The sequence below is a fragment of the Insolitispirillum peregrinum genome, assembly GCF_900156605.1.
Taxonomy (GTDB): domain Bacteria; phylum Pseudomonadota; class Alphaproteobacteria; order Rhodospirillales; family Rhodospirillaceae; genus Insolitispirillum; species Insolitispirillum peregrinum.
Map to the genome: position 1 here is coordinate 347,796 of NZ_FTOA01000005.1, position 23,715 is coordinate 371,510.

General features: G+C 60.6%; 20 protein-coding genes. 8 read left to right on the plus strand and 12 right to left on the minus strand.

The features are described 5' to 3' along the window. Nucleotides 1-20: 20 nt before the first annotated feature. Nucleotides 21-980 carry an ArsR/SmtB family transcription factor gene (locus BW995_RS14945; protein WP_076401199.1) on the minus strand — a complete coding sequence of 320 codons (960 nt, stop codon included), beginning with the start codon at nt 978-980 and terminating at the stop codon, nt 21-23. Nucleotides 981-1,313: 333 nt separating this feature from the next. Here BW995_RS14945 and BW995_RS14950 point away from each other — a divergent pair, with 333 nt between their 5' ends. Continuing rightward, nucleotides 1,314-2,117, plus strand: a complete 804-nt coding sequence (locus BW995_RS14950) for an MlaA family lipoprotein (RefSeq protein ID WP_245821479.1) — start codon at nt 1,314-1,316, stop codon at nt 2,115-2,117. Nucleotides 2,118-2,383: 266 nt separating this feature from the next. Then, the gene (locus BW995_RS14955; protein WP_175617088.1) at nt 2,384-2,965 is read left to right on the plus strand and encodes an MlaC/ttg2D family ABC transporter substrate-binding protein; all 582 of its coding nucleotides are present in this window, start codon (nt 2,384-2,386) and stop codon (nt 2,963-2,965) included. A 125-nt stretch (nt 2,966-3,090) separates the two neighbouring features. Here the strand turns inward: BW995_RS14955 and BW995_RS14960 are convergent, their stop codons facing one another. The 3 genes from BW995_RS14960 to hflK form a co-directional block, all read right to left on the minus strand. Next, nucleotides 3,091-4,290 carry a cyclic nucleotide-gated ion channel gene (locus BW995_RS14960; protein WP_084194878.1) on the minus strand — a complete coding sequence of 400 codons (1,200 nt, stop codon included), beginning with the start codon at nt 4,288-4,290 and terminating at the stop codon, nt 3,091-3,093. A gap of 225 nt (nt 4,291-4,515) precedes the next feature. After that, nucleotides 4,516-5,394, minus strand: coding sequence for a protease modulator HflC (gene hflC / locus BW995_RS14965; protein ID WP_076401201.1), 879 nt, complete (start codon nt 5,392-5,394; stop codon nt 4,516-4,518). Between the two features lie 6 nt (nt 5,395-5,400). Then, nucleotides 5,401-6,534, minus strand: coding sequence for an FtsH protease activity modulator HflK (gene hflK / locus BW995_RS14970; RefSeq protein ID WP_076401202.1), 1,134 nt, complete (start codon nt 6,532-6,534; stop codon nt 5,401-5,403). Nucleotides 6,535-6,787: 253 nt separating this feature from the next. Between hflK and BW995_RS14975 the strand changes: the two genes are divergently transcribed. Next, nucleotides 6,788-7,933 (plus strand): Mrp/NBP35 family ATP-binding protein, encoded by a 1,146-nt coding sequence (locus BW995_RS14975; protein WP_076401203.1) that lies wholly within the window; start codon nt 6,788-6,790, stop codon nt 7,931-7,933. 150 nt (nt 7,934-8,083) lie between these two features. On the opposite strand, the gene BW995_RS14980 is transcribed toward BW995_RS14975, so the two are convergent. Beyond that, entirely contained in the window at nt 8,084-8,866 is a 783-nt protein-coding gene (locus BW995_RS14980) for a sulfite exporter TauE/SafE family protein (protein ID WP_076401204.1), read from the minus strand. Nucleotides 8,867-8,984: 118 nt separating this feature from the next. Here BW995_RS14980 and BW995_RS14985 point away from each other — a divergent pair, with 118 nt between their 5' ends. Continuing rightward, nucleotides 8,985-9,893, plus strand: coding sequence for a LysR family transcriptional regulator (locus BW995_RS14985; protein ID WP_076401205.1), 909 nt, complete (start codon nt 8,985-8,987; stop codon nt 9,891-9,893). A gap of 257 nt (nt 9,894-10,150) precedes the next feature. On the opposite strand, the gene accC is transcribed toward BW995_RS14985, so the two are convergent. The 3 genes from accC to aroQ form a co-directional block, all read right to left on the minus strand. Continuing rightward, on the minus strand, nt 10,151-11,491 hold the full coding sequence (accC, locus tag BW995_RS14990; RefSeq protein ID WP_076401206.1) for an acetyl-CoA carboxylase biotin carboxylase subunit: 1,341 nt from the start codon (nt 11,489-11,491) through the stop codon (nt 10,151-10,153). 139 nt (nt 11,492-11,630) lie between these two features. After that, nucleotides 11,631-12,089, minus strand: a complete 459-nt coding sequence (locus BW995_RS14995) for an acetyl-CoA carboxylase biotin carboxyl carrier protein (protein ID WP_076401207.1) — start codon at nt 12,087-12,089, stop codon at nt 11,631-11,633. A gap of 127 nt (nt 12,090-12,216) precedes the next feature. After that, on the minus strand, nt 12,217-12,654 hold the full coding sequence (gene aroQ, locus BW995_RS15000) for a type II 3-dehydroquinate dehydratase (protein ID WP_076401332.1): 438 nt from the start codon (nt 12,652-12,654) through the stop codon (nt 12,217-12,219). 382 nt (nt 12,655-13,036) lie between these two features. On the opposite strand from aroQ, the gene thiS reads away from it, so the two are divergent. Together thiS and BW995_RS15010 are read left to right on the plus strand one after the other, a co-directional pair. Beyond that, complete coding sequence (thiS, locus tag BW995_RS21425; protein WP_076401208.1) at nt 13,037-13,246, plus strand: sulfur carrier protein ThiS; 210 nt, start codon at nt 13,037-13,039, stop codon at nt 13,244-13,246. Then, nucleotides 13,239-14,036, plus strand: a complete 798-nt coding sequence (locus BW995_RS15010; protein WP_076401209.1) for a bifunctional sulfur carrier protein/thiazole synthase protein — start codon at nt 13,239-13,241, stop codon at nt 14,034-14,036. The genes thiS and BW995_RS15010 overlap by 8 nt, the downstream gene beginning before the upstream one ends. 202 nt (nt 14,037-14,238) lie before the next feature. Here BW995_RS15010 and BW995_RS15015 read toward each other — a convergent pair whose 3' ends face one another. From BW995_RS15015 to BW995_RS15025, 3 genes are all read right to left on the minus strand, one after another. Then, complete coding sequence (locus tag BW995_RS15015; protein ID WP_217696104.1) at nt 14,239-14,613, minus strand: hypothetical protein; 375 nt, start codon at nt 14,611-14,613, stop codon at nt 14,239-14,241. 292 nt (nt 14,614-14,905) lie between these two features. After that, nucleotides 14,906-17,959, minus strand: a complete 3,054-nt coding sequence (locus BW995_RS15020; RefSeq protein WP_076401210.1) for a tetratricopeptide repeat protein — start codon at nt 17,957-17,959, stop codon at nt 14,906-14,908. Nucleotides 17,960-18,045: 86 nt separating this feature from the next. Next, nucleotides 18,046-19,185 (minus strand): MFS transporter, encoded by a 1,140-nt coding sequence (locus BW995_RS15025; RefSeq protein ID WP_076401211.1) that lies wholly within the window; start codon nt 19,183-19,185, stop codon nt 18,046-18,048. Between the two features lie 347 nt (nt 19,186-19,532). On the opposite strand from BW995_RS15025, the gene BW995_RS15030 reads away from it, so the two are divergent. Continuing rightward, the gene (locus BW995_RS15030) at nt 19,533-20,813 is read left to right on the plus strand and encodes a flagellar hook protein FlgE (protein ID WP_076401212.1); all 1,281 of its coding nucleotides are present in this window, start codon (nt 19,533-19,535) and stop codon (nt 20,811-20,813) included. A gap of 457 nt (nt 20,814-21,270) precedes the next feature. After that, complete coding sequence (locus BW995_RS15035) at nt 21,271-22,173, plus strand: hypothetical protein (protein ID WP_076401213.1); 903 nt, start codon at nt 21,271-21,273, stop codon at nt 22,171-22,173. Nucleotides 22,174-22,526: 353 nt separating this feature from the next. On the opposite strand, the gene BW995_RS15040 is transcribed toward BW995_RS15035, so the two are convergent. Then, the gene (locus BW995_RS15040; RefSeq protein WP_076401214.1) at nt 22,527-23,684 is read right to left on the minus strand and encodes a pyridoxal phosphate-dependent aminotransferase; all 1,158 of its coding nucleotides are present in this window, start codon (nt 23,682-23,684) and stop codon (nt 22,527-22,529) included. Nucleotides 23,685-23,715 lie beyond the last annotated feature (31 nt).

Genomic DNA, 23,715 nt, shown 5'->3' on the forward strand with positions numbered 1-23,715 from the left:
GAACGTGAAGGAGGGGAGCATCAGGTGGCAGGGCGTTCGGCCAGCCACAGGCGGACGGTCAGGGATTGCCCGGCCTGTGGGCGGCCTGCAAGGTCGTGGGTCGAAAGCGGAGACAGCGCCGCCCGGCGGCACCAGTCTTCGACCTCTTCGACAGAAAAACCAAGGCGGCGGTGATTATGCTGGTCGCGCAGATATTCAAGGTCATGCGGAGCAAAGTCCACCACCATCAGGCGGCCACCGGGGGCCAGGACGCGGGCGGCTTCGGCAATGGCCGCTGCCGGGGTTTCGGCAAAGTGCAGGACCTGATGGATGATCACCACCGTCATCGAGGCATCATCAACCGGCAAGGCATACATGTCGCCTTGTCGAACCAGACAATTGCGCAGACCGGCGTCTTCAAGGGCGGTGCGGGCCAGCGCCAGCATTTCGCGGCTCTGGTCGATGCCGACCGCGCTGTCGGCGTGGCCACCCAGCAGGCTCAGCATGCGGCCGGTGCCAGTGCCGATATCCAGCAGGTGCCCCAGCCGGTAATCGGCGTTGCCGCCTGACAGGATGGCGACCAGCGCCTCTTCGACCGCCGCATCTTCGACGTACAACGACCGGATGGCATTCCATTGGGCGGCGTTGTCACGGAAATAGGCTTGGGCAGCGCTGGCGCGTTCGGTTTGCACCGCTTCCAGTCGGGCGCGGTCGCGCAGCAGGACCGGGTCATCAGCGGGCAGTTGCGCCAAAATCTGTTCGATCAGGGTGGCGATGGGGCCTTGACGTTCCAGACGGAAAAAGACCCACGAGCCTTCGCGCAGGCGGGTCAGCAGGTTTGAGTCGCACAAAACTTTCAGGTGGCGGGAGATGCGCGGCTGGCTTTGACCCAGAATGCGGGTCAGGTCGCTGACGGTCAGGTCGGCGCGATCACACAGGGCGAGCAGGCGCAGGCGGGTTTCTTCGCCAGCGGCGCGTAAAGCTGCCAGAATGTCATTCATGCCGCATCCCTTCCTGAGTGGTGTTGCTATAGATGGACATAAAGATATCCTTATATCAATAGAAATCTATACCCTTCTCTGACCGGCAGGCGGAAAAAGGGGAGGGTGCCGGGGTAAAGCATGACAGCACACCGACAACATCTTTAACGGGCTGGTAATTTTGTTGATCTTATGATACGGCTGTAGATAACTCGTTGGGGAAAGCGCCTGAGAATCACGCAGTGTTGGATGGTTTTGCCGAAAGCGAAACAGCGTGGGCAGGCTCGAATGTGGGAACGGAATCCTATGATACGCTTCGTATCGTCTCGTCGTGCGGCTCGGAAGAGTTCCCGCGTGCTGTGGGGAGCCCTGAAGGCCAGTGTGGCCGCAGGTGCGCTCGCCGTGATGCTGCTGGGCATGTCTCCGCAGGCTGCCGTGGCTGGTGAAGAGGGTGCCTCCAAGGGAGAGAGCACCGGCACGTTCTCGGACAATGATCCGCTGGAACCGCTGAACCGGACCATTTATGGCGTCAACTATGTGGTGGATCACACCCTGTTGCGTCCGTTGGCCTATGCCTATCGTGACGGCACGCCCGACTATCTGCAAAGCCGGGTCAGCAACGTGCTGCGCAACCTGAAGGCACCGGTCGTGCTGGCCAATGACAGCCTGCAAGGGGAATGGGTCCGTGCCGGTGATACCGGGATGCGGTTCCTGATCAACAGCACCATTGGCCTGCTGGGCGTGTTCGATGTGGCCACCGATTGGGGTTACCCCTACCACAACGAAGATTTTGGTCAGACGATGGCGGTGGCCGGTCTGGGCGAAGGCCCGTATCTGGTTCTGCCGCTGCTGGGGCCGTCGAACGCACGTGATGCGGTTGGCAGTGCGGTGGACTGGTTCGTCGACCCGATGCGCATGTACGATGCGACCAGGAATCCGTCGTGGGCGCCAGAAGCCGACTATGCCCGGATGGGGGCGACAGCCCTGAACATGCGCAAGGATTATCTCGACACCATCGACGAGCTGGAAAAGCAGTCGCTGGATACCTATGTCAGCATGCGCAGTGCGTACCGCCAGATTCGTGTGCGTGAAATCAGTAACAGTGAAACGGTCGCTCCGACGGTCAACGGTTCCGAGTTTGACACTCCGAAAAACTAACTTGCTCCTGTCGGTGTGATGGCATGGCATGATCGGGGCGGTCAGGAGAAAAATCCTGCCGCTCCGTCTCTTTTCCGGATGTTTGGTGTCTGTCCATCCTTTGATCCAATCCTGAAGGGCATGCTGTCCTTGCCATTTGTCGGGATATTCGTCATCCTGCCGGACGTTCGCCTCCCCTTTTCAGAACCATGTGGGCTTCCATGATTTCCAGACGTTCTTTTGGGCTGCTCCTTTCGGCTTTGGCCACCTCTGCGGTGGTCCCGTCGATGGCTTGGGCCGATGCCGATGATTTGGCTCAGGCGAAATCGCTGGTTTCAACCATCGCCAACCGCGGAATTCAGGAAGTTGTGACCGTTTCTCTGCCACAGGCAGAAAAAATCACCCGCTTCCGCGCCATCTTCTCCACCTATTTTGACATGCCTGCCGCCGCCCGTTTTGTGCTGGGCCGCACCTGGCGGACCGCTTCGCCAGAGCAGCAGCAGGAATTTGTCAACCTGTTCCAGGATATCAATATCTATACCTGGGCCCGCCGCTTCAAGGACTATGATGGTCAGAAGCTGACCATCGGTGATGCTGTCCAGGATGGTGATGGTGGTGCCTATGTTGACAGCCGGGTTGAGCAAGGCGACGGCCAGCCGCCCATTCTGGTGCGCTGGCGTCTGCGTAAGCGCCCGGACAGCGAATACAAGTATCTGGTGGTTGATCTGGAAGTTGAAGGCGTGTCGATGGCGGTGACCTACCGTTCCGACTATACTTCGGTGATCCAGAACAATGGCGGCGATGTCGCCCCGCTGTTGCAGCAGATGCGCCAGCAGATTGAGCGACTGAAGGCTGAACAGCCTGCCTGATCGTGACTCCTCTCCGTGAGGAGAAGGCTGTCCGGGGGGCGTCTGTTTTAGAGCATTGTGCGAAAACCGGTTCCCACTTTTCGCACAATGCTCTAGACCCCATTCTTTTTTTCGTAGAGTCCATCTTAAATTTGCTTGTCTGCATGATCCGGCGGGCGGCCAATGCGTTGTTCAGCGACCCTTTCGACCGCATCGCGGATGGCTGGCTGGGCCCGGAGCAATTCGAGGAATGGTTCCCGGTCCAGATGGAGCAGGCGGCATTCGCTGGCGGTGACCACGGTAGCCTGACGCGGGCGATCATAAAGCAGGGCGGTTTCGCCAAAAAATTCCCCGGCCCGCAACGTCACCTGACTGTTGGGAAGTTCGACACGGGCCTCACCTTCGACGATGAAATAAACCCGGTCGCCCCTGTCGCCCTTGTGGACGATCACGTAATTGGGCGGCAGGACCAGCGGCTGCAGGGCTGCGGCAATTTCTGCAATCAGGGCTGCTTCAAGGCTGCGGAAAAAAGGAACGCGGGCGACCAGGCGGCAGCTGACCACAAAGTCGCGCTTGCGCAGCTCGGCAATGAAGGATGAGGCCATCAAGCCAGCCGGGACCGCACAGATCATGATCCCCAGCAAAGCCGTCAGGGCGGCAAAAATACGTCCGGCTGCGGTCACAGGCGTCACGTCGCCATAGCCGACCGTGGTCAGGGTGACGATGGCCCACCACATGGCGCGCGGGATGGTGCCGAAGGCATCGGGCTGCACATCTCCTTCAATGTGATACATGACCCCGGAAACCAGCACCAGCGAGACCAGCAGCAGGAAGAGCGCGGCGGTCAGGGCTTTGCGCTCGGCAGCCACAGCCGCCAGTACGGTGGACAGCGCCGGGGAGTAGCGGGCCAGTTTCAGGATGCGCAACAGGCGCAGCACCATCAGGAAACGCAGGTCAACAGCCGAAATCAGCGCCAGGTAATAGGGCAGCAAGGCGACCAGATCCAGCATCGAGAGGGGAGTCAGGGCATAGGCCAGCCGTCCCCGTAACCGCCCGAGACTGGCGTAATAGGGGTCGTCGGTGCAGCACCACAGGCGCAAGCCGTATTCGACGGAAATGGCAATCACGGTGATGGCATCGACCCATTCAATCAGCAGGCCGTACTCCTGCTCGATCTCGGGCACACTTTCCATGATCACCGCGCCGGTGGACAGCAACAGCAACAGCACCATTGATCCATCAAAAACAGTGTTCCACCAATTCCGCCGCTCGGTGTCGATCAGGAGAGAATACAAACGGGTGCGCCAGCTCCGGCGCAGCAGCGAAAAAGAGGACCCGGCGGCCAAGATTGGGACTCCCGTAAAGAGAAGGGTGCCAGTGTATGGACGACAGGCCAGTCTGCAACAAAAACCTCTATGACGTTCGGGATAATCGGGCGGGAAAAAGGCATGACCCCTTACAGTTTCAGCCAGAGGTCGTATCCGGTGGATGAAAAAATGCCCCGCATCCTTGGATGCGGGGCAGAATGGGTCTTTATCTTTCGCAGATGTGCCATCTGCTCGGGATTTGCTTTAACGCGATGAACGGTCACCCGGCAGCGTATTGAAGTATTTGAAGAACTCGGAATCCGGGCTGAGCACCATCGTCGTGCCGCTGTTCAGAGCCTCACGGTAGGCATCCAGCGAGCGATAGAAGCGGAAGAATTCCGGGTCACGGTTATAGGCATCGGCCAGAACGGTGTTCCGCTGGGCGTCGCCTTCACCGCGCAGGATTTCCGCATTCTTGCGGGCGTCAGCCAGCAGAACGGTGCGGTCGCGGTCGGCTTCGGCCTGAATTTTCACCTTCAGCTCTTCGCCTTCGGCGCGCAGTTGCTTGGCCAGGGAGATACGGGATGAGCGCATGCGGTTGTAGACTGATTGCGATGTCTGGTCCGGCAGATCGGTCCGGCCAATGCGGACGTCCAGCACCTCGATACCGAATTCGCTGGAACGCTGGCGCACCGAGTTGGCGATGTTTTGCATCACCGTACCACGCTTTTCGGTCAGCAGGTCAGCAAGTTCGGACGATCCCAGATTGTCACGGACCGCTGAATTCAGGATGGCGCCGAAACGGTCTTCGAACACGCGGGTGTTGACCACCGCCTTGTAGAACTGCAGCGGATCGACGATGCGATAGCGGGCAAAGGAGTCAACGATGATGCGCTTCTGGTCGACCAGCGGTACTTCCTGCCCGCGCGGGTTCAGGGACAGGATACGGCTGTCGTAATACAGAACCTGCTGGATGAACGGAATCTTGAAGTGCAGGCCGGGTTCCTTGATCACCTGCCGCGGGTTACCGAACTGGACCACGATGGCCTGTTCGGTCTGGCGGACGGTGAACAGTGACGCAACGGCCAGAACCGCGACAGCGATGGCGGCGACGGCGAGAAGGAGGAGTTTGTGCTGTTTCATGACTGGTTACTCCTGCTTGCCGCCAGATTTGGCCGATTTGGTGATTTCTGGTAACGGCAGGTAGGGAATGACGCCGCTGCCCTTGCCGCTGTTGTCGATCAGCACCTTGTCGGATTTGGCGAGAACCCCTTGCAGGGTTTCCAGGTACAGTCGTTGCGCTGTGACATCCTTGGCACCGCGATAGCTGTCATAGACCGACACAAAGCGGGCCGCTTCGCCCTGTGCATCACGAACGACCTGTTCGCGATAGGCGGTGGCTTCCTGAATCAGGCGTTCGGCTTCACCCTTGGCGCGGGGAAGGATGTCGTTGCGATAGGCGGTGGCTTCGTTCTGCAGGCGCTCCTTGTCCTGACGGGCGCGCTGGACGTCGTTGAAGGCGTCAATCACTTCGCGCGGCGGGTCGGCCTTTTGCAGCTTGACGTCCATGATTGAAACGCCCGCGCCATAGCCGTCCAGAACCTGCTGCAACAGGCGCTGCGTGCGTTCGGCGACCTGGCTGCGGCCATCGGTCATGGCGTATTCCAGCGGCACCTGTCCGATGGTTTCACGCATGGCACTTTCGGCAGCCATCTTGAGGGTCTCTTCGACATTGGCAATGTTGAACAGGTACTTGCCAGCGTCGTTGATCCGCCACTGAACGACGAAATTGACGTCAATGATGTTCTGATCACCGGTCAGCATCATGCTTTCGGACAGTTGATCCTGCCCGTTGCCGGCACCTTCGGTGCCGCGATAGCCGATGGTCAACTGGCGGGTCTGGGTGACAGACGGAGTCTGGACTTCACCGATCGGTGCCGGGAACCAGTAGTTCAGGCCGGGATTGGTGGTCTTGACGTATTTGCCAAACAGCAGTTCAACGCCCTGCTCGTTGGGATTGACCCGGTAAAAGCCGGTCAGGCCCCATACGACCGCCAGACCCAGAACCAGCAGTGCCACACCCCGCCCGGACGAGCCGCCCTTGCCGCCGGGGAACAGGTCGCGGATCTTTTCCTGGCTTTTGCGCAGCATGTCATCAAGATCAGGAGGCGTGCCTGGACCACCGGGGCCACGTCCCCCGGAATTGCCGCCGTTGCCGCCGTTGCCCCACGGGCCACCGCCGCCGCCGCCGCCCCACGGGCCTCCTTGATTGTTCCAAGCCATGGACTACTTTCCTTTACGGTAATGAGAGTTCTTTTTAGGAAGGGTAGGGGTGTTGTTCATCATGCTCGTGAAGTTTTTAGATGAATTATAAACAAGATGGGCTACACCTCTTTGCAACAGGCGCTCCCCGTGGCCTAATGGGGCAACCTTAACCGTGATCCACCGGCAGGGCTATGTCTTTGTCAGGGCTTTGTTGCTCTGCGTTTGCCCCACCCCTTGGACACATATTGGAACAGATTTGGAGTTTGCAAGCATGTCAGCCCTCACAAAGGACGCTGTCGTTCAGGTTTTGCGCGAAATTGCCCTGTCTGGCGCTCAGGGGGATGTCGTTTCCGCCGGTTGGCTGGGCGATATCGTCATCCAGAACGGGTCGGACGTGGTGGTGACCCTCGAGGTTCCGGCGGATCTGGGGCCGAAGCTGGAGCCGGTGCGGCAGAAGGTCGAGGAAGTGGTGCAGAGCATGCCCGGCGTGACCCGCGCAGCGGTGATCCTGACCGCCCAGCGTGCAGCGGCTCCGGCGGCGCACACCCATTCCGATAGTTGTGGCCACAACCATGGTCAGGCTCCGCAGGCCCCCAAACAGGCCGGGGCAGGCAAGCTGGAGCTGCCGGGGGTGAAAAAAATCATCGCCGTTGCTTCTGGCAAGGGTGGGGTCGGCAAGTCCACCACCGCCGCCAATCTGGCGCTGGCCTTGTCCCGCATGGGGCTGAAGGTGGCATTGTTCGACGCCGATATCTATGGCCCGTCGATGCCGTTGATGATGGGTCTGGCCGGGATCAAGCCGGGCAACCGGGGGGATCGCATCCTGCCGCTGGAAAACCACGGCGTCAAAGTGATGTCGATCGGCTTCATGATGCCTGACGATGCGCCGATCATCTGGCGCGGCCCGATGGTGATGGGGGCGCTGGAACAGTTGCTGCGCGAAGTCGAATGGGGCGATGTCGATGTGATGGTGGTCGACATGCCGCCGGGCACCGGCGACACCCAGTTGACCATGAGCCAGCGGGTGCCGCTGGCCGGGGCGGTGATCGTTTCGACGCCGCAGGACATTGCGCTGCTGGATGCTCGCAAGGGGCTGAACATGTTCCGCAAGGTCGAAGTGCCGGTGCTGGGCGTGATCGAGAACATGAGCTATTACGTCTGCCCGTCGTGCGGCCATCGTGAGCATGTGTTCAGCCATGGCGGCGCCCGTCAGGCCGCCGAGCAGCTTGAGGCCGATTTCCTCGGTGAAATCCCGCTGGACATCAAAATCCGCGAGACGGCCGACGAAGGCACCCCGATCGTGGTTGCCGACCCGCAAGGGGCGCATGCCAAGGCTTATGGCGAGATCGCCCGCAAGGTGTGGGAAAAGGTTGGCGGGGCCCCGGCCAAGCCGCGTCCGCGCTTCAAGATTTTCTGAGATGAAACCCGGAGCATGGTGTCAAGGCCATGCTCCGGGGCTTTCTGCTAGAGCATTTTTCGGTCTCCAAGGATCACGATAGATGCTCTAATGATTTGTTATTTAAGCAAATACGTCGTCGCAGATGTGTCCATCTGCTCGGGATTTGCTCTAAATCCCCGTCGCCTTTTTGACCACCAGAACAGCAGCGGTGGCAATCAGCATGATCCCGAAGGCACGCTGAAGTGTCCGTTCCGGCCAGCGATGGGCCAGCGCCACCCCCGAGGCCACCGTTGCCAGCCCGCCGACCCCCAAAGCCACCCCGACCGGCCAGTCCACCCGCTGGTGGTCGGCATAGGTGTACAGCGCCATCACCGCGCTGGGGGTGACCAGCGCCAGCGCCAGACTTTGCGCTGCCCGTTGGCCCTTGCCGAACAGGCCGGTGAACAGCGGCGTCGCCACCAGCCCGCCGCCGATGCCCAGCAAGCCCATGCTGCCACCACTGACAATCCCCACCAGCGGCAGCCAGCGGCCGGTGATACGGGCCGGTGGCGTCTCCCGCGTGGTGCGGCTGCGGTGGATCTGGTTCAGGCCCAGGGCCAGCAGAAACAGGGCGAACAGCAACAGCATCACGGCGCTGTTCAGCCGTTGCGCCAGATGGGCAAAGACGCCGGTCATCACCGTTGCCACCAGCGCCACGCCCAGCGCCCCCTTCAGGTCGCCAGCGTCTTTGCGCATATAGCGCCACCAGGCAATCAGCAGATTGGGGACCATCATCACCAGCGCGGTTCCCTGCGCGGTGGCCTGCTCCATGCCGAATACCATCATCAGCAGCGGAATGGCGATGATGCCGCCGCCGATGCCGAACAGCCCGCCAAAAAAGCCGAGTACCGCGCCGACCGGCAACAGGGACAGGATGGGCAGGATGGGAAGGGCGGCAAAGGATGGTATCATGGGCGTGCATCCAAAACGGGGAGGGGATACCCCTACCGTAATTCGATGCTGTATTGGCTTAAATGGCGTATGATTTCCGTAACTATTGCGTTTAATGCACGAATGAGGGGGCTTTGTGATGAGCGATCCCGGAGATTTGGCGTTCTTTCTGACGCTGTCCCGCTATTCCAGTCTGGCGGCGGCGGCCCAGCAGCTCGGCGTCTCGGCTCCGGCGGTCAGTCGCCGTCTGGCGGCGCTGGAGCAGCGTCTGGGGGTTCGCCTTCTCCACCGCACCACCCGCCGCCAGAGCCTGACGCCAGAGGGCGAACGCTATCTGGAGGAAGGCCGCCGCATTCTGGCCGATCTGGAGCAACTGGAGCACGACCTTGCCGCCAGCCGCGAGACGCCGCGCGGGCTGTTGCGGGTCAATGCCGGGTTCGGCTTTGGCCGTCGCCATCTGGGGCCGCTGATTTCGCAGTTTACGGGCGCCCATCCGGCGGTGGAGGTGGTGCTGCACCTGACCGACCGGCCACTGGATTTGGCAGCCGAGGCGATGGATATCGGCATCCGGTTCGGGGTGGGCAGCGAAACCGGCATCATTGCGCGCAAGATCGCCAGCAATCGCCGTTTACTGTGTGCGGCTCCGGCCTATCTGCACCGGAACGGCACGCCACAGACCCCGCGTGAGCTGACGCAGCACCAGTGCATCTTCATCCGTGAGAATTTCAACACCTTCAATACCTGGGCGCTGGAATCCGGCAACAGTCAGGTGACGGTCAAGGTCCACGGGGCCGTTTCGACCAACCATGGCGAAATCGCCGTTGACTGGGCACTGGCCGGTCATGGGGTCTTGTTGCGCTCGGAATGGGATATTGCGCCCTACCTGCGCTCGGGCGATCTGGTGCAGGTGTTGCCGGACTGGTCCGGGGTGGCGGCGGACATCTATGCGATGTTCCTGCAACGCCATCTGCTGTCGGCCAAGGTGCGCCTGTTTCTGGACTTTCTGGCCGAACGGTTTTCCAGCCAGCGGGATGGCCGCGAGTGGTAAACTAGAGCATTGAGCGAAAAGTGGGAACCGGTTTTCGCAACAACAATGCGACAAAACAAAAGGTTAGAGCAGCGTGCCTGCGTCCGGTTTAACGCACGCTGCTCTAGAGCATTTCTCGGTCTCCAAGGATCACGGTAAATGCTCTAGTGATTTGTTATTTAAGCAAATACGTCGTCGCAGATGTGTCCATCTGCTCGGGATTTGCTCTAGCACTCCGGGCGCTTTCCACCGGCAGGAAAACGCCCGGAGAGTCGCTGTTACAGGTTCAGCATGGTCTTTTCCAGCCAGCGAATGTCATAGTCGCCGTTCTGGAAATCGGTGTTCTCCACCAGCCGTTGATGCAGCGGAATGGTGGTTTCAATGCCGCCGACCACGAATTCACCCAGAGCACGCCGCAGGCGCATCAGGCATTCGTTGCGGCTGTTGCCGTGGACGATCAGCTTGGCAATCATGCTGTCGTAATGCGGCGGAACGGTCGCACCGGCGAACAGGCCGGAATCAACGCGCACCCCCAGACCGCCGGGCGGGTGATAATCGCCAACGGTGCCGGGGCAGGGCCGGAAGGTTTCCGGGTTTTCGGCATTGATACGGCATTCGATGGCATGGCCGGTGAAGTGGACATCCTGCTGGCCATAGCCCAGCGGAGCCCCGGCGGCAATGCGCAGCTGTTCGCGCACCAGATCGAGGCCGGTGATGGCTTCGGTGATCGGGTGTTCGACCTGCAAACGGGTGTTCATTTCGATGAAGAAGAACTCGCCGTTTTCGTACAGGAATTCGATGGTCCCGGCGTTGCGGTAGCCCAGCGTGCGCATGGCGGCGCAGGCAACTTCCCCGATGCGTGCCCGTTCGGCGGCGTTCAGGGCCGGTGACGGCGCTTCTTCCAGAACCTTCTGGTGGCGACGCTGCAACGAACAGTCACGTTCGCCCAGATGGACCACGTTGCCGTGGTTGTCGGCCAGAATCTGGATTTCGATGTGGCGCGGGTTGCCGAGGTACTTTTCCATGTACACTTCGGCGTTGCCAAAGGCGGCCAGGGCTTCGCTGCGGGCGGTGCGCCAGGCTTCTTCCAGCTCTTTTTCGCTGTTGGCAACCTTCATGCCGCGCCCGCCGCCGCCTGCCGAGGCCTTGATCAGTACCGGATAGCCGGTTTCCTTGGCGACTTCAAAGGCTTCTTCGACGCTGTCCACGGCACCGGGGCTGCCCGGCACCACCGGCAGGCCGGACTCGATGGCGGCCTTTTTCGCGGTCACCTTGTCGCCCATCAGGCGGATGTGCGCCGGGCTGGGGCCGATGAACACGAACCCGTGGTCTTCGACCATTTCGGCAAAGTCGGCGTTTTCCGACAGGAAACCATAGCCGGGGTGGATGGCATCGGCCCCGGTGATGGTGGCCGCCGACAGGATGGCCGCCTTGTTCAGATAGCTGTCCTTGGCCGACGGCGGGCCGATACAGACGGCTTCGTCAGCCAGCCGGACGTGCATGGCTGCCGCGTCAGCGGTCGAGTGGACGGCCACCGTCTTGATGCCCATTTCGCGGCATGCACGGTGAATGCGCAGCGCGATCTCGCCTCGGTTGGCGATCAGGACTTTTTCAAACATTGGGAATGCGTCCCTCTGTCAGAGCATTGTGCGAAAAGCGGCAAGCGGTTTTCGCAAAACCAATGCGACAAGATGAATAGCTGGGGCTGTGAGCGCGATGGATATCAACGACTCACAGCCCCAGAGGTGGAAGCGTACCTTACTCGATGATCGCCAGCGGCTGGCCGAATTCGACCGGCTGGGCATCGGCGACCAGCAGGGCGGTCAGCTTGCCCGAGCGCGGAGCACGCACCGGGTTGAAGGTCTTCATCGCTTCGATCAGCATCAGGGTCTGGCCTTCGCTGACCATCTGGCCGGCGGTGACGAACACGGCGGCACCGGGTTCCGGCGACAGATAGGCCATGCCCACCATCGGGGCCTTCAGGGTGCCCGGGTGATCGGCAGCCGGGGCGCTGGCCGCAACCGCCGCCGGGGCAGCGGCCACCGGAGCAGCCGCCGGAGCCGCGTAGGACACCATGCCGCCACCCTTGGCAACGCGAATACGGACGCTTTCGCTTTCGTATTCGATTTCGTTCAGGCCGGTTTCATCCAGCAGGCAGGCCAGTTGGCGGATCGCTTCGCTGTCGATGCTGGTGTTTTTGGTGGTGTCGTTGCTCATTGTTTTGATCTCGTTCCTGATGCTTGAGGAGCGGCCTTGATAAATCACGGTCAGGCCCGGTGCTCCGGTCGCAGGGAGGGGGTGAAACAGGGCAGGCGCGGCGGCTGTCAGCCAGCCAGAGGTTCGGTCAAACCGCCAGCAGGCGGGCCACCGCATCCAGCGCCAGAATGTACCCGTGGCTGCCAAAACCACAGATCATTCCCTTGGCTGCCTTTGACACATAGGAATGGTGTCGAAAGGCATCGCGCTGGTGAATGTTGGACAAATGGACCTCGACCGTCGGCAGGGCGACGGCCAGCAGGGCATCAAGAATGGCCACCGAGGTATGGGTATAGGCGGCGGCATTGATGATGATGGCGCGCTGTTCCAGGCGGGCTTGCTGGATCCACGTCACCAGCTCGCCTTCGTGGTTGGACTGGCGAAAGTCAACCCGCAGGCCCAGCGCGGCGGCATGGGCGTGACAGAGGGTTTCGATGTCCGCCAGGGTTTCCCGACCATAAACCTCGGGCTGGCGGGTGCCGAGCATGTTGAGGTTCGGGCCATTGAGGATCAGCACCGATGGCAGAGAACCATCAGGCTGAAGGGATGGGGCCGTGGAGCCGGAAGCTAGAGTCAAGGGCGCGTCTGCCATTTCGGTCATCTCGATGGTGTAGGGATATAGCAATTCTGGGCCAACAGGCAACACTGCATCGCGGCAGGGCCGGTGGGATGGCGGTTTTTCAGCCACCAGAGCGGGGCGCGGGTAGGCTGATCCAGACCGATCGGGTAGGGTTAAACAACAAAATTGTCATCTGGTGGGCCATGATTTGAGAATTACCCGTGATGGATGACGGGTTGCATGACAACGGCCGCCGCCCCATACTCCGGCGATCTTTCGTCTGTCTGGCTGGCCCCGTCACGCGCAACGGGGCGGCCCGGCAGAGCAAACCGCTGATTCTGGACGGCAGATGAAGATCACTTTGAACGGCGAAAGCCGCACCGTGGACGACGGTTCCACGGTCAACAGCCTGCTGCTGGGTCTGGGACTGGACCCGCGCAAGGTGGCGGTGGAACGGAACCGCGAGATCGTCCCCAAGTCACAGTATGCCGAGGTGGCTCTGGCTGAGGGTGACGTTCTGGAAATTGTTCATTTTATCGGGGGTGGATCCCATGACTGACACGCTGTCTGACATGCTGCACGATGACGGGTTCGAGGTGGCGGGCCGCCGCTTTACCTCGCGCCTGCTGGTGGGTACCGGCAAGTACAAGGACTTTGAAGAAACCAAACTTGCCATCGAGGCTTCGGGGGCGGAAATCGTCACCGTGGCAGTGCGGCGCGTCAACCTGTCCGACCCCAGCCAGCCGATGCTGGTCGATTATGTCGATCCCAAGGTCTATACCTACCTGCCGAACACCGCTGGCTGCTTTGACGCCGACAGCGCCGTGCGCACCCTGCGGCTGGCGCGCGAAGCCGGTGGCTGGGATCTGGTGAAGCTGGAAGTGCTGGGCGACCAGAAAACCCTCTATCCCAACATCACCGAAACCCTGCTGGCCGCCGAGCTGCTGGTCAAGGACGGCTTCAAGGTGATGGTCTACACCAACGACGATCCGATCGTCGCCAAGCGTCTGGAAGACATGGGCTGCGTGGCGGTGATGCCGCTCGGCTCGCTGATCGGCTCGGGGCTGGGGATTCAGAACCCGGTCAACATCCGCCTGATCAAGGAAAGCCTGTCGGTGCCGGTGCTGGTCGATGCCGGGGTGGGGACCGCTTCGGATGCGGCGATTGCCATGGAACTGGGCTGTGACGGCGTGCTGATGAACACCGCCATCGCGCAGGCGAAAGACCCGATCCGCATGGCGCGGGCGATGAAGCTGGCCATCGAGGCCGGTCGTCTGTCCTATCAGGCGGGCCGGATGCCGAAGAAGCTGTACGCCGACCCCAGCTCGCCGCTGTCCGGGCTGATCTGACCGGTTTTTTTGGGGGAGGGAGGGATGTGGAGCGCTGCTCCACACCTCGTCGGGGCCTTGAGAGTATTGTGCGAAAAGTGGGAACCGGTTTTCGCAAAAACAATACGGCACTTCAAAGAGTGAGCACTGTGGGCGACAAAGCTCACAGTGCTCGGCCCCGGACCCCGTTTTTTTGACGCACGTTTGGGGGCTGTGGCGCGCTTCAGAAGGCGATCCCGGCGAGCGTCAGGATTTTGGTTCCGTTCTCTCCCAGCCAGGACACCACCGGAGCAAGCCGTTCGGCGATCTTGCTGCCGTGTTCGGCGAAATCGCTGGCGTTCTTGGCATATTTGACGGCACGCGCGACAGCGGAGCCGATCTCGTCCTTGTTCGGCTGAGGCTTGCCCGCTTCCTCTTCCGCGTCCTGAAGCGCCCGGTCGATCTTGCCGTGCTGATCCCCGGCCTTCAGTTCCATCAACGCCTGCCGCAACCCGGCCAGCTCGGCAACAATATCCACGCCCTCGCCCGAGGTCAGGGTCACGGAGATGTCCTTCATCTGGGCGATGTTGTTATCGCCGGTGATGATTTGGGAGCCCACGATATTGCCCCCGGCTTTCACTGATCTGTCATCACCTGTCATCATGCTAATATGAACCTCCTGTTTGATTGCAGCCAATGCGGCCTCAATTTTTGGTCGCTCACCGTTAAAAATAGTCCCAATTAGTCCGCGGAGTATGTCGGCATTTATCTCTAGTAGGTGTTCCTCCCTGATGTGCCCTTTATCCCTTAATATTCTAGTCTGTGAAAATATCTCATCAAGAGAGTAGTCATCGTTATCTGACTTTTCCCCTACGAGTATGCCATAGATTTTACCTTTTATTTGGCTCATTTCAGGCCATCTCGTTATTTATTTTTCCAAGGGCATCGACTATTGGTTGTAGCCAGCTTTCATCGAGCTCTTGTTCTAAATCTTGGCACAGTGAACTATAACGCTGTAAATGCATTGTCATCCACTGCGCCGCCACTTGTGGTGTCGTCATGAATGTTGGGATCAGTGCCTGTATCGCTTCGGTGCAGGTTTCCAGTGCCCGCTGCTTGTCTCCCAAAGAGATCATCAAGTCAGTGAACATGCCCAAAGAGATCGACAAATTCACTGAGAAGGCATCAGGCTGGGCCGCCGCGAGGGTGCGGTACAAATCCACTGCCTCCTGCGCCATTACCCTCGCCTCTTCCTGCCGCCCGAGAGAACGGAGGGAATTGGCTAGATTGTTCAGCGACATGGCGAGGGCGGGCATGAAAGCCTCTGGCTGTGTTGCAGTGAGGGTGCGGCGCAAGCTCACTGCCTCTTGCGCTACTATCAGGGCCTCTTCACGTTGCCCGAGATCGCTGAGACGATTGGCCAGAGTGTTCAACGAGGTGGCGAGGGCGGGCGTGAATGCATCGGGCCGAGCCACAGCAAGGGCGCGGCGTAGATCCACGGCCTGCTGCGCCACTGTCAGTGCTTCTTCGTGTCGCCTGATATCATGGAGTAAAACCGCCAGAGTGTTTAGTGATCCGGCTAGATCGGGCATGAAGGCATCGGGGCGGGCGGTGGCGAGGGCACTGTATAGCCCCACCGCTTCTTGCGCCACCGCTAGCGCCTCTTCTCGTTGCCCGAGATCGCTGATACAAGTGGCCAGAGTGTTCAGCGACGTGGCGAGGGCGGGGGTGAAGGCATCGGGGCAAACCACGGCTAGGGCGCGGTACAAATCCACAGCTTGTTGAGCCACCGCCATAGCCTTTTTCCTCTGCCCTAGATCGCTTAGGAAATTAGCCATATTATTCAATGATGTGGCTAAGGCGGGTTTGAAGGCGTCAGGTTGAGACGTGGCGAGAGTGCGGCGTAGCTCCACTGTCTCTTGCGCCATTGCCAGTGCTTCTTCCCGCCGCCCAAGGTCGCTGAGGAAACCTGCTAAATTGTTCAGCGACGCGGCGAGGTCGGGCGTGAAGGCATCAGGTCGGGCTGCGGCGAGGTCGCGGTATAGCGTCTCTGCTTGTCGCGCTATCATCAACGCCTTTTCACGTTGTCCGAGAGCGCTGAGGGCGTTGGCTAGATTGTTCAAAGATGCAGCCAAATTGGGTACGGTGGAGCCGGTCCGGGTCGTGGCAAGGGCGTGGTGCAGATCCACCGCCTGCTGTGCCACCACCAGCCCTTCTTCAGGTCGCCCTAAATTATTGAGGAAGCTGGCTTGATTGCTCAGTGACGTGGCGAGGTCGAGCGTGAACGTCTCCGGGGCAATAGCGGCCAAGTGCCGTGCCAGTTCTGAAGTCCGTTCGGCGGCAGACAGGGCCTCCTCCCGTCGCCCTAGATTGCTGAGGCGTGACGCATAATTTCCTTTCCAGATCATCGCCCGATGGAGGTTTCGGACCAGAGCATCACCCTCTACCGGTAGGGCAGCCTCATAGACAGAGGCCAGCCGTCCTGTGATCTCGGCGGCGATGTCGCGCAGCACCAGCGTCTTCTCTGGCAATGCAAAGGCGAGCGGCTCCAGCGCCTCGGGATCGGTCAGCGAGGCGGCGAGGCCGCGCAGCCATCCCAGCAGCCGCTCTCCCGTTGCGCGCTCCGGGTCGCTCGCCGTTGGGTCTTCAACCGCATAGGCGTAGTCCTGCATCAGCCGCATCAGGGCCTGTGCCGTCGCCGCGCCGGTCAGCGCATAGGCTCGTTGCAGCGTTGCCAGCCCCTCGGCTTTCCGTTCCGGTGTGGTCTCGAAGGATTCGATGATCACCGCTTCGCCGATCAGGTCGGGCTGGATGGTCGCCAGTCGCTCCGGTCTGGCCTCTCCATCACGGGGGAGAGAGGGCGGCAGTTCCTGTTGCAGCAGCTCTGACAGCCGTTGTGTATGGGCCGAAGCTCCCAGCGCAGACAGCTCATTGTTCAACTGCTGCGTCAGCCCGGCAACCGGCAGGCCGCCTGCCATGCCGTTGAACGCCAGCAGATGCCGCATCGCCTGTGCGTCCGGCCCGGCAAGAGTGGCGAACCGCGTCAATTCTCGCTGTCCGAGGCGTCGTGCCGCGTCCAGCCGCCGTAGCGCCAACGCCGGGCGCAGGCCCATGTCGTGCGCAATCACCCCGGCCATCACCAGCGACAGGGCGTTGCCGAACACCGGCTCAGACAGCCGTTTCTCAAAGGCCGGATCATCCTCGGGCGATGGCATGGGTTTCGGCGTGGTCTGGTGCAAATCTGCCGTCGCGGCAAGGGCTGCGGCCAGCACCTGCCGCCGCACCTCGACATCGGCCAGCCCGGCCAGCGTGTCGGGGCGCGGTCGCCGGAACAGATCACGCCGCTCCGCCGAGGCATTCAGCGGCGAGGCCGTCAGCTCATGCCACCAGCCAAACCCTTCGGGGGCTTGCCGTTCAAGTAACAACATCCGCAGCTTCACCCCGTCCAGTGCCGGACCGGCGGCCAGATGATCGAGCCAGTGGCCAAGGGCCTCGTAGCCCTGTGCGGCGTAATCAATCACCAGCAGGGTCGAGCGGGTCCACTCAAAGGCGGTGGTGGCAAAGGCATCGGCAAGGCGCGGCAGATGGCTGGGCGACAGGAAACCGGCCAGCCAGTCCGAACCCTCGGCCTCAATCATCTCGCACAGCCCAATCGCTAACCGGGTCTTGCCGGTGCCTGCGGAGCCGATCAGCGCATGGACGGAAATGTCAGCGTCACTTTCCAGCCAGCCGCGCAGGTCGGACAGCTCGCGCTCCCGCCCGATCAGCGGCATTCGCCCCCGCGCCGGATCGAGCACGTCAAGCTCATGGGGCTGCCGCCGCCGATCCGGTCTGCGACTGTGCTTGCGCTCGACCGGCAGCACCAGCCCGGATGCCCCGAAGCTCAGTGAAACCCTGCTTCCATCACCGGTGACAATGATGCTGTGGCTGATGGAACCTTCGGCGGAAACAGAGCGGTCCGGCATCTTTGGTTTGTCCAATCAATCTCGTGTTCCCCGAGAGTACAGACCTCTGTCTCCTCAAAAAAGAGAAAAGCCGTAAACCTTCTGCGCTAGATTGCGCGCGGCATCCAGCGCATGGCGGCGGCGACCACCATCATCGTTCCGGCGACGGCAAAAAATGCCGTCGGCAGGCTGGTGGCATGGGCGACGAAGCCGATCAGCGCCGGACCGGCCAAAATCCCCAGATATCCCAGGGTGGTGATGGCGGGAATGGCCTGACTGTCCGGCATGGTGGTCTGTCGGCCAGCGAGGGAAAACAGCGCCGGGACGATGTTGGCGCAGCCGATGCCGACCACGCCATAGCCGACCAGCGCCAGCGGCCAGTCGGGAGCGAGCGCGGCGAGGACAAACCCGGCGCAGGCCCCCAGCCCGCCGATGGTGATGGCGCGGCGGTGGCCGAGAACGCCAACGATGCGGTCGCCCAGCAGGCGGGTGAGGGTCATGGTGGTGGAAAACACCACAAAGCTGGCCCCGGCATAGCTGGCCGGAACGGCTTTCGCTTCGGTCAGAAAGACCGCACCCCAGTCCAGCACCGCGCCTTCGGCCAGAAAGGCGGCAAAGCACAGCAGGCCGATCACCAGCACCATGCCGCGCGGGCGGGCCATGCGGGTACCGCCAGCGGGGGCGCAGTCGGCGCGCAGGGACGCAGCGCTGAAGGCCGCCAGCACCAGCAGGCAGGCAACCAGCCCGCAGGCCGCCTGCCACGGCACCAGCCCGGCACTCAGCAGGGCGGTCATGCTGGCGGCTCCGGCCAGTCCGCCGATGCTGTAAAAGGCATGAAAGCCCGACATCATCGCCGTGTCGCTGTCCCGTTCGACCATCACCGCATGAATGTTGGTGGTGCAATCGAGGGTGCCAATCCCGGCGCCAAAGGCCAGCAGGGTGAGCGCCAGTGCCCACGGCGACCCGGCGAGGGTCAGCAGCGGCAGGGTCAGGCACACCAGCACCATCGCCAGCAGCAGAATGCGCCGACAGCCATGGCGGGCGGCAAGGACACCGGCCAGCGGCATGGCAACGAACGAGCCGCAGCCAAGGCACAGCAACAATAGCCCGAGGCTGCCATCATCCAGCCCGGTGTTCTGCTTGGCAAACGGCACCAGCGGTGCCCAGGCGGCAAGGCCGAACCCGGCGATGAAGAACGAGGATCGGGTGGCGTATTGCTGGGCACGCAGAGGGGGAAGCTGGGGCATGGGAGAGGAAAAGACCAGAAATCAACGGGGAGTGCCCTTCTCGGGCGAAAGGTCGGGGCCTGTCAAGAACCTGTGGCGATGTTGACGAAAAACTAACTGATACGGGGTAAGGTGATGAACCTGGCGGAAAAAAATGCCGGGACCGGCAGAAAAAGCAGGTCAAAACGGCCAAAACTGCCTAGAGTACAAAGAGTTAAGGCGTGCGTCCGCATCTAACTCCTTGATTTAAAATAATTTGCAGTGGTGGCATGAAATTTGCCTCTGTTGCAGCAACAGTTCGATAGCTCCGCCCGCACCAGAAGGTGCAAGCCCCCCACGGGGCGGCGACAGGCCAGAGGTTTAGAGCGATGACGATTTGGGGATCCTTTTCCACCTCCATGCAGGCCCTGCAAACGCATGGCCATGCCATGGGACAGGTGAGTTCCAATATCGCCAACATGAATACGGTGTCGTACAAGCAGGTCGATACCCACTATCAGACCTTGAAGAATGGCGCGACCCCATCGTTCACCTCGTTCTCGGTACAGCCGGTGGACATCCGGCGCGTGTCGGGGCAGGGGCCGATCAGTTCGTCGGTCAATCCCTATGATCTGGCGATCAACGGGCAGGGCTTCTTTGTGGTCAATACCACGCCGTCAGGCAGCGGTGACACCTATTATACCCGTGCGGGCAATTTCTCGACCCGCACCGTTGATCTCGGCGTTGACACCAATGGCGATGGCGTGAGTGACAAGGGGGCCGCCCTGACCACGCAGGACGGCAAGTACCTGATGGGGTGGCTCTCGGATGGTGCAGGCGGCTTCGGCTCAACCCTTGTGCCGGTGGTGGTCAATGCAGACGTGATTGCACCTGCCAAAGCCACGACCTCGATCAGCCTGTCAGGGAACGTGCCGAACAACAATGGTTCGGCGGCCAGCTATAACTCCAGCATCAGCGTGGTGGCGGCCACAGAAGGCGGGGCTGCGGCCACCAGGAACAATATCGTGCTGAACTGGTCCAAGGTCGCCGGGGAAGACAATCAGTGGACCCTGTCGCTGGGGACCAGCAACAACGACAACATCGACACCGCCTATCTGACCCCCGATACGGTGACCTTTAACGAAGACGGGGTTATCGATCCGGCTGATGCCTCCAGCTACAGGCTGGAAATTACCTGGAATGATGGCAGCGTAGCGTCAGACATCACGCTTGATCTCAGCGATATGACCCAGTATGCCGATGCTGGCGGTTTTACCGTTGGAACACCGAAAGATGACGGCTATCTGACTGGTACCCTGGTGAACTCCAGCTTCGACCAGTTCGGGGTACTGTCGGCATATTTCTCCAACAATACCGTACAGCCGGTGTACAAGTTGCCACTGGCAACCTTCGCGGCACCGGATCAGTTAACGGCGATCAGTGGCAACCAGTATCGCGCCAATAATGAATCCGGAGCGGTGACGCTGCGCAGCATCAACAGCCGTAACGATGTCGGCAGCTTTGTGCCGACGGCACTGGAACAGTCCAACGTCAACGTCGAAGACCAGTTCACCAAGATGATCGTCACCCAAAAGGCCTATACCATGGCCTCGACCGCCTTCAAAACGGCCGACGAAATGACGCAGGAAGTGCGCGACATGAAGCGGTAAAGCAGTGATAGCGCGCAAAAGTGGTTCCGGTTTTGCGCTCACTGCGACGGAACAAAAGGTTAGATCAGCGTGCAGGCATCAGAGTCAACGCACGCTGATCTAAATCTGCGTTGCGACCATCTTGATTTGCTGCCACAGGGCGGAGAGGGTTTCCTTCTCCGCCCTGTGGCGTTTCTGGAGTCATGGGCAGGTGACTCTGTTTCATGTGGTATGGGGGTTATTATTTATAATTTCCCGCATTGATGGTGAATTTATAGTTATATTGGATGCATTTTGTCTTTCTGGACAAAGCAATGAGGTGGCATTGTAAGTTTCTATATTTGCACAATCATTTGTGTAAGAAAGAATGGATTGTTTCAGCGTGTCAGTTTTAGACCGCCGTGCGCCAAGCCTGGAGCTGGGGTAGGGTCAGGTTAAAGGCTTACCGCCCTGAATATTATGAATGAAGGGAGTGCCAATGACCGAGAATCCGACCTTTACGCCGATGTTGGCGAAAATCGAAGTCTCCAATGTACGCCGTGTTTCCCATTCCCTGACTAACTGGTTCCAGTCGATTGACCGGGGCAGCTTTTCAGCCTCGAATGTGACCAATCAAACTCTGGGGGCCTTCGGGAACGCTTCGGGATCTTTGGGACTGGTTGCCGGAGCGGCAACGCTTGCTGGATCAGCCATTGCCTCGGGGGCTTTCCTTGCAGCCTGTGCCGGGCCACAGGTGGCGGTGACTGCCGGTGTTGCCGGTATCGTCATGTTCGCCAAGTCTGCCTATTCCAATCGTGAACAGGCCCATCAAACACTCAGCCAGTATGTGTGGAATCTGGTTGATGATCAGCGCCCGCCCAAATCCCTGAGCACCACTCAGGATCTGGAAAAGGCCGCTGATGCGGCGCTGACCTTGCTGAATGACGGGCAGAACCAATTAAAGCTGCTGCCCAAGAAATTGCAGGCGGCCAGTACCAGAATTGACGAGTTCCATGAATTCTTGCGCAAGGCGGTGGCCGACACCAATCGCCTGATCACCGAGCAGAATGCCCTGTCGCGAAGCCCTGTTGCCGCCCAGCGGAAAGGGGGCGAGATCAAAAAGAAATCAGAAGAAATTCTGAAACGGTTCGATACGGCGATGAAGCCGGGGGGCGAGCTGTTTGAATATGTCCGGCGTCTGTCGCATACCGGCAACTATGTGCAGGCTCCGCTGGTGCTCGCCCATTCCATCAAGGTCAGCGCCGAGGGGAATTCTCCGCAAGCGGCAAGCGTGATGGACGTTGATTATTTCGCCACATCGCCGCTTGCGCAGTCTCGCAATGTCCTGATGACCTATCATAAGGTCTACGCCGATTTTCTCACTTTGCTTTCTTCGCTGTAGAGCCGTGAGCGCAAAAGTGGTTCCGGTTTTGCGCGCTATCACTGCGACAGATCAAAAGGGTAGATCAGTGTGCCTGCGTCAGGTCACAGTACACGACAGTTAGGCAAGAAAGTGCAGGCTGCCGCCTGAACTGCTCGGGGCCTGAGGCCCCGAACCCCCATTTTTTCTTTAAAAATCAAGTCAATGGGGTCTGGGGCCTCAAGGCCCCAGCGAGGTTTGGAGCAGCGCTCCATGATCTTTTTGTTTTTTGTCGTGTACTGTGGCGTCAGGTTTAACGCATGCTGGTCTAGTGTCCCCACACGCGACCTGTGAGAAGGGGCGGAGGCAAGGTATCCCTCGCCTCTGCCCTTTTATCAGGACTGACGGTTTAACCAGCCGGTGAGAGCCTCGACCGCTTGCTTGACGTGCTGGTGGTCACGGGCAAACGAAAAACGCACCGACGACTGGCCGCCGATCGGGTCAAAGTCCACCCCCGGCGCGGCGGCCACACCGCATTCGGCCAGCATCCTCTGACAGAACGACAGGCTGTCGTTGGTCAGGTGGGAAACATCGGCATACAGGTAAAAGGCTCCGTCCGGCGGGGCAAAACGGGTGATGCCAGCGGCGGGCAGGGCATCGAGCAGCAAGGCCCGGTTGGCGGCATAGCCCTGAACGCGCTGCTCCAGCTCCTCCAGATGGTCAAAGACCAGCGTCCCGGCGTACTGCGACAGGGTGGGGGCCGAGATGAACAGGTTCTGCGTCAGGCATTCAATCGGGCGCACCATGTCTTCGGGCACCACCATCCAGCCCAGCCGCCAGCCGGTCATGCAGAAATACTTGGAAAAGCTGTTGATGATCACCGGCGTCTGCGAAAAGCGGGTGGCCGAGACCGCCGGATCGCCAAAGGTGATCCCGTGGTAAATCTCGTCCGAGATCAGCCGCACGCCGTTGGCATCGCACCACTGGCACAGCTTTTCCAGCTCGTCAGCGGGCATCACCGTGCCGGTCGGATTGGACGGGCTGGCGACGATCAGGCCATCGAGCTTTTCGCCCAGTTTTTCCAGAACCTCGACCGTTGGCTGATAGCGGCTGTCGGGGCCGACCGGGATGCGGACCGGCTCGATGCCAAGGGAGCGCAGAATGCTGGGATAGGCCGGATAGCCGGGAGCGGCCAGACCAACGCGATCACCGGGGGCAAAGCAGGACGAAAAGGCCAGAATGAACGCCCCGGAAGAACCGGTGGTGACCACCACCCGCTCCGGCGCAATGGTGACGCCCTGGGTGGTCTGGTAGTGGTCGGCAATTTTCTGGCGCAGCTCGGGGATGCCCAGCGAGACGGTATAGCCCATCGGGTCGCGGTCGAGCAGGTCTTTCAGGCGTTCGGTGACGCCGTGCGGGATGCCGACAGACGGTTGTCCGGCCGCCATGTGAAACACCGGCAGGCCCTGTGCCGCCCGTTGGGCGCTGGCATGCAGGACATCCATCACGATGAACGGCGGCACGGTGGCGCGGTCAGCAATCTTGAGAGTCATTCAAACACATCCGGTCAAAAGCAGTGCGTCC

What these genes read in the sequence shown, in the direction of transcription:
- BW995_RS14975 (WP_076401203.1), top strand. Translation starts at nt 6,788, where the DNA reads ATGTCAGCCCTCACAAAGGACGCTGTCGTTCAGGTTTTGCGCGAAATT.
- BW995_RS14985 (WP_076401205.1), top strand. Translation starts at nt 8,985, where the DNA reads ATGAGCGATCCCGGAGATTTGGCGTTCTTTCTGACGCTGTCCCGCTAT.
- BW995_RS15020 (WP_076401210.1), bottom strand. Translation starts at nt 17,959, where the DNA reads ATGCCGGACCGCTCTGTTTCCGCCGAAGGTTCCATCAGCCACAGCATC.
- BW995_RS14995 (WP_076401207.1), bottom strand. Translation starts at nt 12,089, where the DNA reads ATGAGCAACGACACCACCAAAAACACCAGCATCGACAGCGAAGCGATC.
- BW995_RS15025 (WP_076401211.1), bottom strand. Translation starts at nt 19,185, where the DNA reads ATGCCCCAGCTTCCCCCTCTGCGTGCCCAGCAATACGCCACCCGATCC.
- BW995_RS15010 (WP_076401209.1), top strand. Translation starts at nt 13,239, where the DNA reads ATGACTGACACGCTGTCTGACATGCTGCACGATGACGGGTTCGAGGTG.
- BW995_RS15040 (WP_076401214.1), bottom strand. Translation starts at nt 23,684, where the DNA reads ATGACTCTCAAGATTGCTGACCGCGCCACCGTGCCGCCGTTCATCGTG.
- BW995_RS14945 (WP_076401199.1), bottom strand. Translation starts at nt 980, where the DNA reads ATGAATGACATTCTGGCAGCTTTACGCGCCGCTGGCGAAGAAACCCGC.
- hflK (WP_076401202.1), bottom strand. Translation starts at nt 6,534, where the DNA reads ATGGCTTGGAACAATCAAGGAGGCCCGTGGGGCGGCGGCGGCGGCGGT.
- hflC (WP_076401201.1), bottom strand. Translation starts at nt 5,394, where the DNA reads ATGAAACAGCACAAACTCCTCCTTCTCGCCGTCGCCGCCATCGCTGTC.
- thiS (WP_076401208.1), top strand. Translation starts at nt 13,037, where the DNA reads ATGAAGATCACTTTGAACGGCGAAAGCCGCACCGTGGACGACGGTTCC.
- BW995_RS14980 (WP_076401204.1), bottom strand. Translation starts at nt 8,866, where the DNA reads ATGATACCATCCTTTGCCGCCCTTCCCATCCTGCCCATCCTGTCCCTG.
- accC (WP_076401206.1), bottom strand. Translation starts at nt 11,491, where the DNA reads ATGTTTGAAAAAGTCCTGATCGCCAACCGAGGCGAGATCGCGCTGCGC.
- BW995_RS15035 (WP_076401213.1), top strand. Translation starts at nt 21,271, where the DNA reads ATGACCGAGAATCCGACCTTTACGCCGATGTTGGCGAAAATCGAAGTC.
- BW995_RS14955 (WP_175617088.1), top strand. Translation starts at nt 2,384, where the DNA reads ATGGCTTGGGCCGATGCCGATGATTTGGCTCAGGCGAAATCGCTGGTT.
- BW995_RS15030 (WP_076401212.1), top strand. Translation starts at nt 19,533, where the DNA reads ATGACGATTTGGGGATCCTTTTCCACCTCCATGCAGGCCCTGCAAACG.